This is a genomic window from Prevotella sp. C0026C3, assembly GCF_056590795.1.
Map to the genome: position 1 here is coordinate 17218 of NZ_JBWPWW010000005.1, position 17130 is coordinate 34347.

General features: G+C 45.9%; 11 protein-coding genes. 8 read left to right on the forward strand and 3 right to left on the reverse strand.

The genetic code is table 11. The features are described from left to right. Positions 1–143 precede the first annotated feature (143 nt). Complete coding sequence (locus AC1EK4_RS04270; protein WP_480357150.1) at positions 144–401, forward strand: hypothetical protein; 258 nt, start codon at positions 144–146, stop codon at positions 399–401. A 371-nt stretch (positions 402–772) separates the two neighbouring features. On the opposite strand, the gene AC1EK4_RS04275 is transcribed toward AC1EK4_RS04270, so the two are convergent. Next, positions 773–2542 carry a MutS-related protein gene (locus AC1EK4_RS04275; RefSeq protein WP_480357153.1) on the reverse strand — a complete coding sequence of 590 codons (1770 nt, stop codon included), beginning with the start codon at positions 2540–2542 and terminating at the stop codon, positions 773–775. A 441-nt stretch (positions 2543–2983) separates the two neighbouring features. Here AC1EK4_RS04275 and AC1EK4_RS04280 point away from each other — a divergent pair, with 441 nt between their 5' ends. Beyond that, positions 2984–3829 (forward strand): glycine zipper family protein, encoded by an 846-nt coding sequence (locus tag AC1EK4_RS04280; RefSeq protein ID WP_036896594.1) that lies wholly within the window; start codon positions 2984–2986, stop codon positions 3827–3829. 199 nt (positions 3830–4028) lie between these two features. Here the strand turns inward: AC1EK4_RS04280 and AC1EK4_RS04285 are convergent, their stop codons facing one another. Both AC1EK4_RS04285 and gdhA read right to left on the reverse strand, forming a co-directional pair. Then, on the reverse strand, positions 4029–4574 hold the full coding sequence (locus tag AC1EK4_RS04285; protein WP_062433538.1) for a septal ring lytic transglycosylase RlpA family protein: 546 nt from the start codon (positions 4572–4574) through the stop codon (positions 4029–4031). Between the two features lie 224 nt (positions 4575–4798). After that, positions 4799–6136 carry an NADP-specific glutamate dehydrogenase gene (gdhA, locus tag AC1EK4_RS04290; RefSeq protein ID WP_480357156.1) on the reverse strand — a complete coding sequence of 446 codons (1338 nt, stop codon included), beginning with the start codon at positions 6134–6136 and terminating at the stop codon, positions 4799–4801. 310 nt (positions 6137–6446) lie between these two features. Between gdhA and AC1EK4_RS04295 the strand changes: the two genes are divergently transcribed. The 6 genes from AC1EK4_RS04295 (at position 6447) to AC1EK4_RS04320 (ending at position 17098) form a co-directional block, all read left to right on the forward strand. Then, the gene (locus AC1EK4_RS04295; protein WP_480357157.1) at positions 6447–9713 is read left to right on the forward strand and encodes a SusC/RagA family TonB-linked outer membrane protein; all 3267 of its coding nucleotides are present in this window, start codon (positions 6447–6449) and stop codon (positions 9711–9713) included. A 14-nt stretch (positions 9714–9727) separates the two neighbouring features. Beyond that, the gene (locus AC1EK4_RS04300) at positions 9728–11311 is read left to right on the forward strand and encodes a RagB/SusD family nutrient uptake outer membrane protein (RefSeq protein WP_036896591.1); all 1584 of its coding nucleotides are present in this window, start codon (positions 9728–9730) and stop codon (positions 11309–11311) included. A 354-nt stretch (positions 11312–11665) separates the two neighbouring features. Then, positions 11666–12625 carry a FecR family protein gene (locus tag AC1EK4_RS04305; protein WP_062433529.1) on the forward strand — a complete coding sequence of 320 codons (960 nt, stop codon included), beginning with the start codon at positions 11666–11668 and terminating at the stop codon, positions 12623–12625. Positions 12626–12634: 9 nt separating this feature from the next. After that, positions 12635–14497: an FAD-dependent oxidoreductase gene (locus AC1EK4_RS04310; protein ID WP_480357160.1), complete on the forward strand. Its 1863-nt coding sequence runs from the start codon at positions 12635–12637 to the stop codon at positions 14495–14497. A gap of 10 nt (positions 14498–14507) precedes the next feature. Next, positions 14508–16076, forward strand: a complete 1569-nt coding sequence (locus AC1EK4_RS04315; RefSeq protein WP_480357161.1) for a beta-N-acetylhexosaminidase — start codon at positions 14508–14510, stop codon at positions 16074–16076. After that, a complete protein-coding gene (locus tag AC1EK4_RS04320) occupies positions 16073–17098 on the forward strand; it encodes an endonuclease/exonuclease/phosphatase family protein (RefSeq protein WP_036896589.1) in 1026 nt (341 codons plus the stop codon). The genes AC1EK4_RS04315 and AC1EK4_RS04320 overlap by 4 nt, the downstream gene beginning before the upstream one ends. Positions 17099–17130: the final 32 nt, after the last annotated feature.

Genomic DNA, 17130 nt, shown 5'->3' on the forward strand with positions numbered 1-17130 from the left:
TTCATCGTGCCGTTTTAAGAAGAACTGTACAACATGACTACCCTTCACGTTAGCCGCTTGCCGAAGTGAAACGACGGCTGGCGGACTGCTAGAGATACGAGAGTCGAGCACCTTTAGGTACTCCCCTCACCCCAAAGCTGCTATTGGACGAATACAATTCGCCCCTACTCATCACTCATAGTTCATCACTTCTCACACTAAATCCATCTACTCGTCAACTTAAAACCATCTCCCTCTCTTTGGGAGAGAGTCAGAGTAAGGTTGCTGCAAGGGCTCGGCAGCTCTACTGCCAAGCCTATTCCGAAATGCTGAAAAGTCGAGGCAGCGATGCTGAGAAGCCGTTGCAACAGCCCCACCCCAGTCCTCCCCAAAAGGGGAGGGAGATGGTTTTAAGTGGATAAGTAGACGAGTTTTGGTTTTAGTTTGTAAGTTTTTGAGTTGATAAGTTTTTAAGTTATGGGACGGAGAAGGGCTATTTCTTTCGCCCTCCCCCTTTTGGGAACCATCGGTCATCGACCGAGTAGTCGCTTTCGGCTCAGTCGGTGCGACAGAAAACGAGGGAGATAATGGACGGGGTGGGGCTCCTGTAGGGACGCGGCATGCCGCGTCCGCGGTGGAATTTACAATCTCTTGATGCCATTCTTTTAGTATATATACGGTCTACGGACGCGACATGTCGCATCCCTACAACGTTCTATTGCGAAGGCTTATACAAAAAAGAGACGGTATACATACCATCTCTACCCAACCGGAATAAACGGTATTTCACCTTTTATTCCCCTTCCAATATACGGCGAAGCAGATAGGTAGCATTCTGATTACGCGCCACACCGGAGGTAATCTTATATGAATAAGTGACATGAGCACCCAATTCTATCTCGAAACAATAGTTATGGAATCGGTCGCTTTGCATCTTCGAGAGCTCCAAATCGTGGGTGGCTATGAGGCCGGTAACGTCGAGATGACTGATTGCCTCTAAGAACATGCGCGACCCATTGAGCTTATCGAGCGAGTTGGTACCTTTCAATATCTCGTCGAGAATAATGAGTGTAGGATGACAATCGCGACAGTATTGCAGCAATTGTTGTAAGCGTAAGAGCTCGGCATTGAAGTAAGAGATGCCGTGGGCTAGGTCGTCGGTGGTGCGCATGCTGCTGAATAGGTGAAACACAGACACCCGATAACCATCAGCAAACACAGGAATACCGTTCATGGCCAAGATATAATTGATGCCCACCGCACGCAGGAAAGTACTCTTACCCGCCATGTTGGCACCAGTGATAATATAATAATGGTGGTCTACGATGCAGAAATCGTTGCGCACGGCCTTAGCTCCAAGGAATGGATGGAACAGCCCTTGCGCCTCATATACCAGCTCTTTGGTATCGTCCAACACCTCTGCCGGACAGGCTTCGGGATGGTTATAGCTGAACGTAGCCATTGATATGCGGGCATCCATACGGCTTACCGTATCCATCCACTCGCCCATTTCATCGGCATAATCACGCTGCCACAAGGCAAAACGGCGCAAGAGGAAGAAGTCGCTCCACACCAGTCCATCGGCAAAGAAAAGCCCTAGAATGTTACCGCGACGGTCGAGTCCGCCCAATATCTGCTCCAGTTGGGCAAACGAGTCGATAGCTTCGCGTAGCATCTTACTGTCAGCTGTGTTCAACGAAGTGGCAAAAGATTCGTCTACGATGTGCCTTACCACTTTAATATAAGTACCCATCTGCTCGTGCAACCGGTCTACCACGCTCCCTACTCGCTTCAATGTGCCGGACGTAAAGAGGAACACAAGGCCGAATTGCAAGATGACCCACCATATCGGAAGATTCCAACTTGCCATACCAAACGAGGCTGCGCCGAAAGCACACAAGCAGCCGACGATGGCCAAAAACGCCAAGATACGCACCCCGTTACTCTGTGCAAAACTCGGAATACGGGTCTCGCGCATCAACGACACCACCCGCATCACCTCGTTGGTATCCAATCGTCGCTGCTGTCCGAGGGCTATAAATTCAGCTCGCCAAGCATCCTTGACGGCCAACTCAGCGATGGCTTCCGCTCCTTTCTCATCATATTCCAATTGCGATAACTGCCGAGCCAGTCGATCACTACCGCCCGATGTAACCGTACGATTCATGCGCTGGAACAACGACTCCGGCCCAAAGACGTCTAAATCGAACGTGTATTCATGACGAGCATCGACATAACGACGGCCATCATCGAATGCCGTAAAGTCGCCGTCAAGAGAAGCCTGCTCGTGCAAAAACACTTGTTGTAAATCAGTCTTACGCTGCAACAAGTCGGAATTTCGACCATCTATACGCCTCACGAGGGCATAAGCCAACAGCGACAGAGCCGAACCGACCAATAAAGGCCAGCCCCACGACACCACCGTATATAAAACAATGAAAGCCACAAACAGCACAAAGAATGCTATTTGGGCTATCACTAATGTATTTCCTTTTCTTTTAAGTTGCGCTATTTCGAGTGCCAATGATTCGGCATGGCTGCTATAATATGCTTTTAAATCCATTCGGTCGTATATGATTTACAAGTGCAAATATGCGAAAAATATTCAAGAACACAGCCTTTTAAAAGAATTTTTCCGCAATCATCACATCTTTTAGCGATCATGGAGAAGCTACTGTCTACAGAAAATGCTATCATAAACATAGAAGAATCAGGAACATTACCACTGAGTAAATAGCAACGTCTATCCCGAAATATCGACTCGCATGGAATACTCGCTCACCAAGATGGGTGAATTGCTCATGCCAAATAACTACACACTGATAGCTAGGGCGAAAACCAACTTCGCCCTAGTAATAACCTACTGATGCAAATTCTAATATATATAGTGGTAGAACTGGGGAAATAGGATTTTTCCTATCACATTGTAGGGAAACAATCTTGAAGAGCGGGGAAAAATACCGTATCTTTGCGACAGAAACAAGATTAAAAAGCAAAATTCGTCATGAAGAGATTTACGATATTAGCAATGAGCACCGTTATAATGGCAAGTAGCTGTGACACCTATACAGGAACCGGCGCTTATACCGGCGCCACATTGGGATCGATACTGGGTTCTGCCGTTGGTGGAATAAGCGATGGACCACGCGGTTCGGACTTAGGAACCATCGTAGGAATGGTGGGTGGTGCCGTGATAGGAGGCGCTATCGGCAACGCGGCCGACCAACGTGCACAAGAACGTGTCTATTCTGACGCTCCAGTGCGCCACGACCGCTACGAGCGAGTGCGCGATAAGATACGCAACCGCGACTATCAAGGCACTGACGATTATCCATATTCCGACACATCGGACAACAGTGGATTTGATCAAACCAACAGTGGTGACGACAGAATCTATGACTTCGACGGTACGGATTATACAGGAAACTACAGCGCTCAACAACCTACTACCAACATGCCACTATCTTCTAGCGTAGAAGAATTGGCCAATGGATATAAGTACAGTCCCACGATAGAGATTAGTAATGCCCGATTTGTAGATGCCAATCAAGACAATAAGATTAGTCGAGGTGAAATTTGCAAAGTCATCTTTGAGGTTTACAACCGTGGTAAAGAAACTATATCAGACGTTCAACCGATGGTGGTGGAGGCCGACGGAAACCGACATCTCTACGTTTCGCCTAGCATCCATATCGAGAAAATACTCCCCGGAAAGGGCATAAGATATACAGCCGTAGTGAAAGCTGATAACAAGTTGAAAGCAGGAACGGCCAAAATCTGTATCTCGGTGGTACAGGGTAACAAAGCTATCTCAAAAGTAAGCGAATTTAATATTCCCACACAGAAATAATGATAGCTTTGTCTTAAAAACATTGGAAAGAGTACATAAGCGTACAATTCCATATATTTGTCGACAGATACTCAGCTGATTCTTACTAAAGAGTCACAGCCATAACGGTGAAGGCGGGGTTTCTGTCGACATTTTTATTGCTAGTTCCAACTCTTTAAAGGCTGTTTGATGGCACAAAAAAAGAGTAGAGTTTTTTGCTCTACTCTAAGAATTTATTGAATATATTCTTCCAACTATTAGTCTTGGGAGCTTGCTTAGAGGGAGCATATTGCACCTTCTGCTTACGCCGTACAGGTTTGACAGCCTTAGCTTTCTGGGGAAGTTTCTTGGCTTCTTGGGCAGCATCTTCAACCCAATCGCTCACAAAACTAGAGCCACTTTCAGCAACTCCGAAATCTAAACTCGGCATATACACCTCTTCATCGGGCTTGTAAGGAATAGCAGGAGCCTCAGCATACACTTCAACAACAACGCCGGTCACTCCTTGGGCAAGCATTCCCAGCTCTTTGGCTGCTGCCCATGATAGGTCAATAACACGGCCGCGACCATATGGGCCACGATCGGTAACTCGTACAATGACCGTTTTGTCGTTGCTAAGGTTTCTCACCTTCAGCAACGTACCGAACGGATAAGTACGGTGAGCACACGTAAGGCTATCATGATGTAGCCTCTCTCCACTACTCGTACGGGTTCCTGTAGCCTTCTTGGAGTAGTAGGATGCCTTCCCGGTTTGCTGTGCAAACATCGTGGTAAAGGCACATAACCATATTAAAAGGATTACGCTTCTTCGATATTCCACTCGTTATATATTAAGTTATTAAAAGGAGTTAGCAGGAGTTAAGGCTATCTTCGACAGCCTCGGAGTTAAAAGCCATTTGTTTTTTTTGCCTCATCTATAGACATTTGACCTAACTCCCAATGAGCAACGCGAGCCTAACTCTCATTAACTCCTACTAACACCACATGCTATCACACAACACCTTGCGCCATCATAGCTTTGGCTACTTTCATGAATCCAGCAATGTTAGCTCCTTTCACGTAATTCATATAGCCGTCGGCCTGCTTACCATAGAGCGTACACTGGTCGTGTATAGAGTGCATGATACGATGTAATTGTGCATCTACTTCTTCTTCCGGCCATGATAGGCGCATACTATTTTGCGTCATTTCAAGTCCCGATGTGGCCACACCACCGGCGTTTACGGCCTTTCCGGGAGCAAATAGTTGTCGCGCTTGGATAAACTTTTCCACCGCCTCGGCAGTGCATCCCATATTCGATACCTCTGCCACACAGAGCGGTTTATGAGCTAATATGCGGTCGGCATCTTCTCCATTAAGTTCATTTTGGGTAGCGCATGGCAGATAAATATCGGCTTTTTGCTCCCAAGGTTTGCGTCCTTCGAAGAACCGACCACTCTCAAATTCATCGGCATAGGGCTGACATACGTCGTTGCCACAGGCTCTTAGCTCAAGCATATAAGCTATCTTCTCGTCGCAAATACCGTCCGGATCATAGATATATCCATCCGGTCCGCTAATCGTTATGACCTTTGCACCGAGTTGAGTAGCCTTCTTAGCAGCTCCCCAAGCCACGTTTCCAAAACCCGAAATAGCCACAGTCTTGCCCTTGATGTCTATATCGTGGATCTGCAACATTTGATTGACGAAGTATAAAGCACCAAATCCAGTTGCCTCAGGACGAATACGCGAGCCGCCCCACTCAACGCCTTTACCGGTCAACACACCTTCCCAACGATGCGTCAGCTTCTTATATGTGCCGAAGAGATAGCCTATCTCGCGGGCTCCAACACCTATATCGCCGGCGGGAACATCCTCGTCCGGGCCGATATAATGATAGAGTTCTTGCATGAAAGATTGGCAGAATCGCATCACTTCGGCATCACTCTTACCACGTATGGAGAAGTCACTTCCGCCTTTACCGCCACCCATTGGCAACGTGGTGAGCGCATTCTTGAATGTCTGTTCAAACCCTAAGAACTTCAAAATCGACAGGTTTACCGACGGATGGAAGCGCAGTCCACCCTTATAAGGACCTATGGCACTGTTGAATTGCACGCGGTAGCCCAAGTTCACATGAACCTCTCCACGGTCGTCAACCCATGGTACACGAAACGTAATGATGCGCTCCGGCTCCACCAAACGTTCCATAATCTTCATGCGATCAAACTCCGGATGCTTGTTATACACGTCTTCAATAGACATAAGGACTTCACTTACTGCTTGCAAATACTCCTTTTCACCCGGATGCCTTCGCTCCAAATCATTCAAGATTTTACTTACTTCCATAACTAGTATCGATTAAAAGGGCAGGCGAACCAACACCCTTGGTTATGTTGCAAATATAGAGTTTTTATACATAAGTGCCAAATCACAATGTCAAAAAAGATTTAAAACAATAATAAAGTTTATGGCAATATATCCTATTTTTTTCTGTTTGCTCTTAGTGGATTTTTTATTCTGCTGTGTTATAATAACAAAACTTATAAGAAAAACGCCTATGAGAATATGACCAGAGAAACAATCTATGCACGCCATGCAATAAGGGCGATGCACCAATATGCCATTAAAGACTTTATTAATTCTAACTATAAAACCTATGAATCGTTATTTATCTAAATGTCGGAAGAGCTCACCTTCTTCTTATTTACATCCGATGAGACTCCTACTCTTCCTTTTCTTACTCTTATCAACACCACAAACTTTTGCCCAAAACAAAAGCCTTGAGATTCCTACCAAAACCCTTTCTGTGGGTAAACTATTTGCTCAAATCGAACATTCCACAGGATTTTTGCTCGTCTACAGCGATAAAGACGTCGATGTAAACGCCAAGATTACGTTTACACAAACCAAGGGCAACCTGAAATATTTCCTTTCTCACCTCGCCTCTGAACTTCATCTCAATTATGATATTACACAAAATAAATATGTAGTATTTAGAAAGAAGGCTGTCGAAACACACCAACAAAGTACTAAAGGAAGTAAACTTACCGGACATATCACAGATGAAAAAGGGGAACCACTCATCGGTGCTACCATCATACAGAAAGGTACACAGAACAAAACAATTACCGATATGGATGGTAACTTTGAAATCGATGCCCCCAAAGGAAGCACATTGCTCGTCTCATATATAGGTGCCAAGGATAAAGAAATCAAAGCTAGCGAAAGTATGCAGATAACAATGACCGACGATATAGAGGCCCTCGATGAAGTCGTCGTCATCGGTTATGGCACCGTAAAAAAAGCAGATTTGGCCGGTTCTATCGCTGTGCTCGACAGCAAATCGTACAGAGATCAGCCCATTGTCAATGCCACAGATGCGTTACAAGGTCGTGTTGCTGGTGTTTCGGTTACCAATAGTGGCGCTCCCGGAGGCACTATCAAAGTCAGGGTACGCGGTGCCAGTTCCATTAATCGTAGCAACGACCCGCTATATGTAGTCGATGGTATCGTGAGAGAGAGTGGTGTTGCCGGTCTAGATCCGGAAGATATACAGTCCATGCAAGTCCTCAAAGATGCTTCGGCAACAGCCATTTACGGTTCAAGAGGCTCCAATGGTGTCATCTTAATCACAACTAAAACCGGTAAAGCCAACCAACAACTCATCACTTTCGATGCCAAACTGGGTGTCAGCAATGTGGCAAAACGTTACGATACACTTAGTCCTTATGAGTTCGCAGTGGCTTACAACGAAGCTCATCCCAATACTTTCGACAGCAACCAGCTATCTTCTTTCCAAAACGGAACAACTGGAACCGACTGGCAAGATGCAGTCTTCAAGACCGGTATCACCCAAGATTACAAAGTAGCATTGTCTAATGGCAACGATAAGACACAATATTATGTCTCTGCCAACTATATAGGTCAGACAGGCACCGTCATCGAAAACAACTACAATCGCTACCAGTTCAGAGCCAATATGACTTCCGACGTATCGAAGTGGCTAAGTCTTACCACCGACATCAACTTCTCTCACAGTGCTGATAAGAGCCATAACTTCACCGCATCTAAAAACAATGTGCTGTGGGCTATGCTCAACTACTCTCCCGTAACAGACATATACGATGCCAACGGAGGCTACAATCCCGACCGTTATTGCGCTATTACAGAGTATAATCCTGTTGCAACTTTGAAGGAAAGTAGGTCGCAAAATCGTCGCGACATTCTCAATGCGCGAGTAGATTTAAAGTTTACCATCCTGCCAAACCTTACGTTCACCTCTACTAATGGAGTAGACTACAACGACTATAAATATTATTATTTCAACTCAAAGAAGATTTCCGTCAACATCAATAACGGTATGTCGAATGCCGATACCCAACGAATGGCATTACAAACCACCAACAACATGACTTATCATGGGCAATGGGGACTGCATTCTCTCACAGCTACCGGTGTCTTTGAATCTTCATTCTCCAAAACCAGATTCATGAAAATTTCAGGCGATAATCTCTTAACAGAGAGCGTAGGTTGGTGGAATTCTACACTAGCCAAAAGTCGTCAAGACAACAACAGTTACTCTTCGTGGTCGCTTCTTTCTTATGTGAGCCGTTTGATGTACAACTACAACGATCGCTACTTGGTCACCGGAACATTCCGTGCCGACGGTTCTTCCAAGTTCTCTAATCAGAAATGGGGCTATTTTCCATCTCTTGCTTTGGCTTGGCAACTTGGTAATGAGAATTTCATGCAACACCAGAACGTTATCCAGAATGCCAAACTACGACTCAGTTATGGTATCGTAGGTAGTCAGGCTATTGATCCGTACGAGACATTAGGCTTAATGTCTCAAACCACTATCGCTTTTGGTGGCGACTCCAAGTACACCGGTTACTGGACTGGAACCAATGTTCCTACGCCCGACTTGACTTGGGAGAAAACTCATCAATTCAACGCTGGTCTTGACTTCGGTATCCTTGATAGTCGCATAAGATTCACATTCGATTACTTTGTAAAGTTTACGAAAGATGGATTGCTACGCAAGAACATGCCCAACTACGACGGTGGAGGTTCTTACTGGGTCAATGCATGCGAGGTAACCAACCGTGGTTTGGACTTTACTATTGATGCCGATATCCTCAGATCGAAAGATTTCTCATGGAATTCAGCCTTTACAGGCACCTTCTTGAAGAATAAGGTCACTTCATTAGACAACATCCCATTCATCGCCGGAAACACTCCAGCCTATGGTTTGGTCGGAGCTGTATCGCGCGTAAAGGTAGGTTACCCCATCGGTTCGTTTTTCCTTTACGACTGGACAGGCATCGATGCAAATGGACATGATACGTATGCCGACTATGATAACAGCGGTACGCTCTCCGAAGGCGACAAAATTGTGACCGGCAAAGCTACTCCCGACTTCAGTTTCGGATGGAACAACATCGTCACGTGGCGCAACTGGACTCTCAGCGCGTTCTTCACCGGAGCCATTGGTGTACAGCGCCTAAACCTCATTCGCTATACGGCAGCCTCCTTCAATGGCAACTCTAAATTCATCACTCTGCGTGATGCCTACTACAACTCATTTGGAAAGAGCGCTAACCCCATATACCCATCAGTCACAGTCACCGACAACGACTACGAGGCAGCATCTACTAAATGGCTGGAGAACGCCGATTATCTCAGGTTGGACAATCTATCTCTGTCGTACGCCCTACCCAAGAAGGTGCTTCGTTTTGCCGATGCCACCCTCTCATTAAGCGTTCAAAACCTGTTTACCATTACCAAATATAAAGGTATGGATCCTGCCGGTGTCTCATTCATGAGTTCTGAATTGGGCAGCACCGACCTCAATGATGGTATCGATATGGGTGCTTACCCCTTATCAAGAACCGTAACATTTGGATTGAAAGTTAACTTCTAATAGACACAGACAATATGAAAAAGACTTATATTATAGCCGGATTAAGTGCCTGCTTGGCACTGATGACTTCATGCCAAAACTTCCTTGACGAAGATCCTAAGGGTAGGTTGACTGCCGATACATTCTTTTCTACCCAAGAAGAACTAGACATGGGCACCTACGCTTTGTACCGCCAAGTAATGAATTCTCAAAACAACACCAACCCATTAATCATTGCTTGGCAAGGCGACGACATCACTACACACCCCGGAAGCAACAAGCAAGCGTATGCTGATGTAGATGCTTTCCACCCCACAGACGGCAATAAAGGCGCTGCAGCTGTATGGAATTCGGGATATAAAGTGATTAAGGCTGCCAACTATCTCATCAACAATGCAGAGAAAACTCCGACTACTCAAGAGGAAGTAAACATTGCTATCGGACAAGCAAAGTTTTGGCGTGCCGTGAGCTACTTCAAACTTGTAAGAGTATTTGGCCCCGTTCCTATGAACCTAAGCGGTGAAGTTGACTATTCGCGTCCTCTTGCTTCGGTCGAAGAAATATATAATCAAATTGTCGCAGACTTGAAAGATTGTGTCGAGATATTGCCCACCTCTTACGCCAAAGCACCCCGGAAGATGAATGGAGCCAATATCTATATCACCAAGCAAGCAGCACAATCTGTACTCGCAGCAGTCTATATGGGAATGGCAGGATGGCCCCTTAACAAGACCGAATATTACAAAGAAGCGGCCGCCAGTGCAAAAGCAGTCATCGACGGAGTAAAAGCCGGCAAGTATGAATACATGCTTGAGCCTAGCTACAACATGGTCTATGCTCCCAGCCACAACTATACCAACGAGACCATCGTAGGTATCAACTACAATGGCTCGTATGTTTGGGACGAAGATTCCGAGATGGCTGTCAGCGATTTGTTTGAATCTCTCGGTGGATGGGGCGATGGTTGGAGCGAATACAAGTTCTGGAAAGACTTCCCCGCAGGCGCTCGTAAAGACGCCACCATTAGTCCGAAAATAGTTAAAAATAACGGGCGAAACGGCGAAACAGAACTGATAGACTGGTGGGAAGTAGAGGAGAAGCACCCCATGTACTGCAATCTACTCACTGGAACCGGCTTCACCGACTATGACTATACAAAACCAGCAGGTGGCAAAAGCACCAATAGCCATCGCCATCGCTTGGTTCGTTACGCTGAAGTATTGCTGTGGTATGCCGAATCACAAGCCCGTTCAGAGGGTACTCCCAACGCTTTAGCTTACGACTGTATCAACCAAGTTAGGCATAGAGCAGGTCTGGAGAATCTCCCAACAGGCATGTCAGGAAACGAGTTTGCCGAAGCTTGTGTGAAGGAGCATGGTTGGGAAATTGCTGGATATTGGCCTGCTTTGGTTTGCCGACGTCAAGACTTGTTCCGTCTCAACCGCTTGGAATCGCTCTTCAACTATCGCAAGAAGAATGCTCCTATCGAAATTACAACAGGTGTAATGGAAAAAGAAAACGTCCTCATTCCTGATAATGTGACATGGAATGGAGACAAGAGCATCTACCTACCTTACCCTGCCGACGATGCCTCTTTGAACTCAAATATACGACGTTAAGGTTATATTAGACACGAGAGATGGCGTGGTGACACGCTGTCTCTCTTTTTTTGTGTTTACTGCCTAGGCTAGGCAACATTTCTGTCTCAACTTGGCAGTAATGCTGCATGGCCCATTCAACATTACTGCAAGAGCCTTGCAGCAATTTAAGAAGATGGACACTTGAGATAACTCATGACTCATTTAAATACTCAAAGTATCAATTATCTCATGTCGCTAAGGTAAACTATATTCGTCTAAAACACCCAATCTACCCACAAAAGAGTAAATTATAGCAAATTAGATACATTTTCTAGCTCTTTTGTTTAGTGGTTTTCTTATATTTGCTTGTCTATATCATAAAAACAGGAACAAATGGATGAACGCATCAATCAATATTTGGAAGGAACTCTCAATAGCCAAGATACCGAACAGCTATTACAAGATGCACAGTCGTCGACAACATTAAAGGCCGAACTAACCCGTGCTATCAATATGAAAGCACTGATATCTCTCCACCCCGATCTCACCAATGAGGAAGCCGGCAGAGAAAGTCTACTACAGAGACAGAAGGCTCAAAAAAGAGATACCATGAAATTGCTGGCTCGACAACTGCTTCGCTACGCAGCCATATTGATACTTGGCATCATCGGTACAGCCGCTATCTTCAAATACCACATAGGTTCTCAGCAACCCATAGCTTATCAGAAACTAAATGTACCGGAGGGACAACGGGCACAGATTACACTTCCCGACGGCACCTCGGTATGGGTCAACTCCGGTTCTACTATCACTTATCCATCGACCTTTGGGGACGAACGAACCGTCTTGCTGCATGGCGAAGCTTACTTCGATGTAGCCAAAGACGAGAGTCATCCATTCATTGTTCAAGCAGGCAATAGACAGGTAAAAGCGCTTGGTACGGAATTCAACGTGCGTTGCTATACCCCCACTACACTAGACGTATCCCTCTATGAAGGCTCGGTCAGAGTCTATCAACCTAGCAAGGAAGCTCAAGGAACAATACTAACGCCCCATCAGCAACTCATTATAGCCGGCAACCAACAAAAGATTCTAGCCGTAGACCAAGACGATATACTATGGCGCGATGGCATCATCTCGTTTAAGTCGGCCAGCATGCAAGAAGTGGCCGAACGCCTACACCAGTATTACCATGTCGACATCATCATCAAAAACGACGATATTGCCAAACAAGAATACACAGGAAAATTCCGTCTACACGATGGTGTTACGTCGATTCTACAGCTTATTTCGAAGGTATATCCGTTCCATATCAGCCACAATGCCGAGAAAAACGAAATCATATTATACTAATACATACGCATGATAAAAATTCTATCAACCCTTTTATTACCCCTACTCGTCACAACTTCAGCACTAGCCGCAGACATACTTGTAGAGGCAGAGAGCTTTGAAGTAAAAGGCGGATGGGCGGTCGACCAACAGTTTATGGACCAAATGGGGTCGCCTTATCTCATCGCCCACGGCATGGGAGTGCCTGTTGCCGACGCATCAACCCACATCACCGTGCCACACGATGGCACATACTATGCATTCGTTAGAACCTATAACTGGACATCACCGTGGCATCATGGGCAGGGTGCAGGGGCTTTCTCGCTATGGATTAATGGTAAGAGATTGTCGCCAACACTTGGAAATATCGGCACACAATGGATGTGGCAAAAGGCCGGTAAGGTGACTCTGAAAAAAGGAAAAGCAACGCTCCGACTAAAAGACCTAACTGGATTTGACGGTCGCTGTGATGCCATTTATCTCACAACTGGCAACAACTTACCGTCCGATGATTCGCTAGCATTAGCCAATATGCGCCAACGACTGCTCCAACTACCTAGCGTTGCCTCTTCGGCAGGAACATTCGATTTTGTTGTTGTAGGTGGTGGTGTGGCCGGAATCAGCGCGGCTGTATCAGCAGCCCGACTAGGAATGCGAGTAGCTTTGGTGCAAGATCGCCCCATCTTGGGTGGCAATAACAGTTCAGAAGTACGAGTCCATCTAGGTGGAAGAATCGAAACAGGAAAGTTTCCAAACCTCGGTGGACTCCAAAAAGAGTTTGGCCCAACGGAAGAGGGCAATGCCATGCCAGCCGAAAACTATGCCGACCACAAGAAGATGGACATCGTTCAGCGTGAACCAAACATTTCTCTTTTTACCAATTACCACGTGAACAAGGTGCAGATGGAAGGTAATAAAATAGCCTGTGTCATAGCCCTAAACACACAGACATCGCAACCACTGATCTTCAAGGCGCCACTGTTTGCCGACTGTACGGGCGATGCTACAGTGGGATATTTAGCCGGAGCCGACTATAAGATGGGACGTGAAGCCTACAATGAGTTCGAAGAGCCATTAGCACCGAAGCAGGCCGACGAGATGACCATGGGGGCTTCGGTACAATGGTATGCCCAACCAACGAAGAAAACCAATACATTCCGCCCATTCAACTATGGTATCTCATTCACCGAAGAGAGTTGTGAACCCATCAAAAAGGGCGAATGGACATGGGAGACAGGGCTCAACAAAAATCAGATAACCGACTTTGAACGAATCAGAGACTACGGTCTGATGGTGGTATATTCTAACTGGAGCTACCTGAAAAACCAATATTCAAAGAGAAAAAAGTTTGAGAAAGAACAGTTGGGATGGGTGGCTTATGTTGCCGGAAAACGCGAGTCGCGTCGTCTACTAGGCGACTATGTACTGAGTGAACAAGATCTTATAAAACATGTTTCGCACGAAGATGCATCGTTCACCACCACGTGGAGTATTGATTTGCATTATCCCGACTCACTCAACGGCATTTATTTCCCCGGCAATGAGTATAAAGCCATATCGAAACAAAAGGTAATTTATCCTTATGGCGTACCTTATCGATGCCTATATTCTAGAAATATTGACAATCTCTTTATGGCTGGTCGCGACATCAGCGTGACACATATAGCCCTCGGTTCGGTTCGTGTCATGCGCACAACGGGCATGATGGGCGAGGTTGTAGGAATGGCAGCATCGCTCTGCAAACAGCATCAAGCACTTCCACGCGACATTTATACACGGTATCTCAGTCTCCTAAAGCAGCTTATGAAGAAAGGGATAGGAGGTCAAGGACTCCCCAATAATCAGCAATACAATGAGGGTGGCATCTTAAGTAAGCCGCCTACCGTACAATAAATATACTAACATGAAACAGTTTCTATTTTATCTCGGTCTCTTTTACTGCCTTGGTCTCAATGCACAGACGCTACTGCCATTGCCCGTACAGCAACAAATAGGTAATGGAACTTTTGCAGTCGATAGACATTACAAGATAGTGAGCAACTTAAAAGGTAAGGACTCGAAGTACATTAAAGAACAGGTGGCAATGTTGATGGGCACGCCCAAACAGACAACACAAGCACAACCAAAAGGCGTCATTGTACTTCGGCTCACCCAAGGAGCCTTTCGCGCCGAAGGATATAAACTGAATGTGGGGCTCGATACAATTCGGATAGAGGCTTCCACAGCATCCGGTATATTCTATGCAATACAGACTTTACGCCAAATGGAGCAGCAGAAGCATATTCCATGTACCGAGATAACCGACAGCCCGCGCTTTGCTCATCGCGGATTCATGCTTGATACATCGCGCCATTTTTGGTCAAAAGACTTCATCAAGAAACAGATTGACGCTCTAGCCTACTTCAAATTGAACACCTTACATCTGCATCTTACCGATTGCGAAGGGTGGCGAATGCAGATTAAGAAGTATCCACAACTCACCGACGGGGCGGCTTATCGCACGCAATGCAGTCGCGACCAGTGGATAGACGAAGGACGTAAGTTTTGTAAAAAAGACACACCGGGGGCTTACGGAGGCTATTATACACAAAAAGATTTAAAAGAAATCGTAGCGTATGCACGCAGTCGATACATCAATATCGTCCCTGAAATCGAGATGCCCGGCCATAGCTACGAGGTGATGCAGGTGTTTAAAGACCTGTCTTGTACCGGACAAGGTGATGGGTTCGACCTTTGTGTGGGCAATGGGCATACGTTTAAGTTCCTTACCGACATCTTACAAGAGGTGATGCGTGTCTTCCCTTCAAAAGTAATCCATATCGGTGGCGATGAAGCGACGATGCGTTATTGGAAGAAATGTCCCAAATGTATCGGACTATACAATCGTATGAACATGAACGATACGGCACAGATACAAGGCTATCTCATCAGTAGAATCGACAGTTTCCTTACGGCTCACGGTCGCAGAATGATAGGTTGGGACGAAATTCTCGATGGTACTACACTTTCGCCACAAACACTTGTCATGTCATGGCGTGGCGAAAAAGGTGGCATCAAAGCCTCCAAAATGGGACATCATGTTGTGATATGTCCATCTAAATACTACTATCTAGACCATTATCAAGATAAGCCTGAAACACAGCCAAAGGCTCTTGGCGGTTATTCACCTTTGGAAAAGGTCTATTCTTACGACCCTATTCCTGCCGAACTAAAAGGAAGCAACGTAGAGAAATACATTGATGGAATACAAGGAAACCTATGGGCGGAATATATAGAAACACCCTCTCACGTTGAATACATGATGTATCCACGTCTCTTAGCCATTGCCGAAACAGCTTGGGGAACCAAGTCATCCTATACCGACTTTAGGAAACGCGTGCTCCATATCGAATCCTATCTGCGAAGCAAGGGTTACAATTGCTTCGACATAAACCATGAAACTAATACTTACAAAGCAGAAATAACAAAATGAAAAAGATTTTATTTACCCTTTTAGTGGTACTGATGAGCCTCAACGTTCAGGCTCGTAAGGATGTTGAGATTACCGTATTGCAATGGAATATATGGCAGGAAGGCACGGTGGTACCGGGCGGTTACGATGCCATCGTCAACGAGTTGTGCCGTCTGAAACCCGACTTCGTCACGCTGAGTGAAGTGCGTAACTACCATAACGTAAACTTTACGCGCCGACTCGTCAACGATTTGAAGGCCAAAGGACTAACCTATTATTCTTTCCGCACAGACGATTCTGGCCTTTTGAGTCGCTATCCTATCCTTGATTCTGTTTACGTTTCAACCCTCAACAAGGATCATGGGAGCATCTATAAACTCACAGCCGAGGTGCAAGGGCGCAAGGTCAGCGTCTATACAGGACATTTAGACTACCTTGATTGTGCTTATTACAATGTTTACGGATACGATGGTTGCACATGGAAGGAGTGCGAACGACCACAGTCGGTGGCCGAACTTTTGAAGTTGAACGACCTCTCTTGGCGTGACAATGAGGTACAGACGTTTATCAACGAGGCTCGCCATGACATCAAAGCAGGTCATTGTGTAGTCTTCGGAGGCGACTTCAACGAACCGTCTCATTTGGATTGGACTGCCCAAACCAAAGACCTTTACGACCATCATGGCATGATCGTACCTTGGACCGTGTCTACCATGCTCTACAAAAACGGCTTCCGAGATGCCTATCGCGAGGTTTATCCCAGTGCCATCACGCATCCCGGCTTCACTTATCCAAGCTATAATCCGGCTGTAAAGATGGAACAATTAACGTGGGCACCAAAGGCCGACGAGCGCGAACGCATCGACTTCATCTACTATAAAGGTAAAGGTGTGACGCCCATATCGGCTCAGATATTCGGTCCCGACATGTCTGCCTACCGCTCAACAGCTCTCAAGGAAGATACCAAAGACTCTTTTGTGCTTCCCACAGGACTATGGCCCACCGACCATAAAGGCGTATTGGTGAAATTCAAAATCCGTTGACTACCAAGTTATGAAATCTGAGTAAGACATTC

Excerpts from the sequence above, each read along its gene's own strand:
- AC1EK4_RS04305 (WP_062433529.1), top strand. The coding sequence starts at position 11,666 with ATGGATGAACGCATCAATCAATATTTGGAAGGAACTCTCAATAGCCAA.
- AC1EK4_RS04275 (WP_480357153.1), bottom strand. The coding sequence starts at position 2,542 with ATGGATTTAAAAGCATATTATAGCAGCCATGCCGAATCATTGGCACTC.
- AC1EK4_RS04315 (WP_480357161.1), top strand. The coding sequence starts at position 14,508 with ATGAAACAGTTTCTATTTTATCTCGGTCTCTTTTACTGCCTTGGTCTC.
- gdhA (WP_480357156.1), bottom strand. The coding sequence starts at position 6,136 with ATGGAAGTAAGTAAAATCTTGAATGATTTGGAGCGAAGGCATCCGGGT.
- AC1EK4_RS04295 (WP_480357157.1), top strand. The coding sequence starts at position 6,447 with ATGAATCGTTATTTATCTAAATGTCGGAAGAGCTCACCTTCTTCTTAT.
- AC1EK4_RS04320 (WP_036896589.1), top strand. The coding sequence starts at position 16,073 with ATGAAAAAGATTTTATTTACCCTTTTAGTGGTACTGATGAGCCTCAAC.
- AC1EK4_RS04280 (WP_036896594.1), top strand. The coding sequence starts at position 2,984 with ATGAAGAGATTTACGATATTAGCAATGAGCACCGTTATAATGGCAAGT.
- AC1EK4_RS04300 (WP_036896591.1), top strand. The coding sequence starts at position 9,728 with ATGAAAAAGACTTATATTATAGCCGGATTAAGTGCCTGCTTGGCACTG.
- AC1EK4_RS04310 (WP_480357160.1), top strand. The coding sequence starts at position 12,635 with ATGATAAAAATTCTATCAACCCTTTTATTACCCCTACTCGTCACAACT.
- AC1EK4_RS04285 (WP_062433538.1), bottom strand. The coding sequence starts at position 4,574 with ATGTTTGCACAGCAAACCGGGAAGGCATCCTACTACTCCAAGAAGGCT.